We start from the raw sequence: 517 nt of genomic DNA, 5'->3' as shown, positions 1-517 counted from the left end.
GCGGCCGGCCTGCTGTTGATGCAGGGCGGCGTGTTCGGCCTGGCGCGGGTGCCGACCTCGTCGTGGGGCGGCCTGCCCATCACGTTGCTGCTGGCGGTGTGCGCGCTGGGCGCCGGACTGCCGCTGGGCGTGCTGCTGGCGCTGGGACGCCGCGGCAGCCTGCCGACGGCGCGCTTCATCAGCATCGGCGTGATCGAGTTGATCCGGGGACTGCCGCTGGTCAGCCTGCTGTTCATGGCCTCGATCGTGCTGCCCATCATGCTGCCGGCCGGCATGACCATCGACAGCCTGCTGCGCGCCGGCATCGCGCTGACGGTGTTCTCGGCCGCCTACCTGGCCGAGGTGATCCGCGGCGGCCTGCAGGCGATCCCGCCCGGGCAGGCCGAGGCCTCGCGCGCGCTGGGCCTGTCGTGGTGGCAGATGACGCGGCTGGTGGTGCTGCCGCAGGCCCTGCGCAAGGTGATCGCGCCGCTCACCAATACCGCCATCGTGATGATCAAGAACACCAGCCTGGTGC

1 protein-coding gene is annotated in these 517 nt (G+C 71.8%); it reads left to right on the top strand.

From position 1 onward, the window contains the following. A partial coding sequence (locus N801_RS22220; protein WP_035941079.1) for an amino acid ABC transporter permease occupies positions 1-517 on the top strand: 517 nt, incomplete at both ends.

The organism is Knoellia aerolata DSM 18566 (assembly GCF_000768695.1).
Classification (GTDB): Bacteria; Actinomycetota; Actinomycetes; order Actinomycetales; family Dermatophilaceae; genus Knoellia; species Knoellia aerolata.
This window is presented reverse-complemented; position numbering and strand designations above follow the sequence as displayed.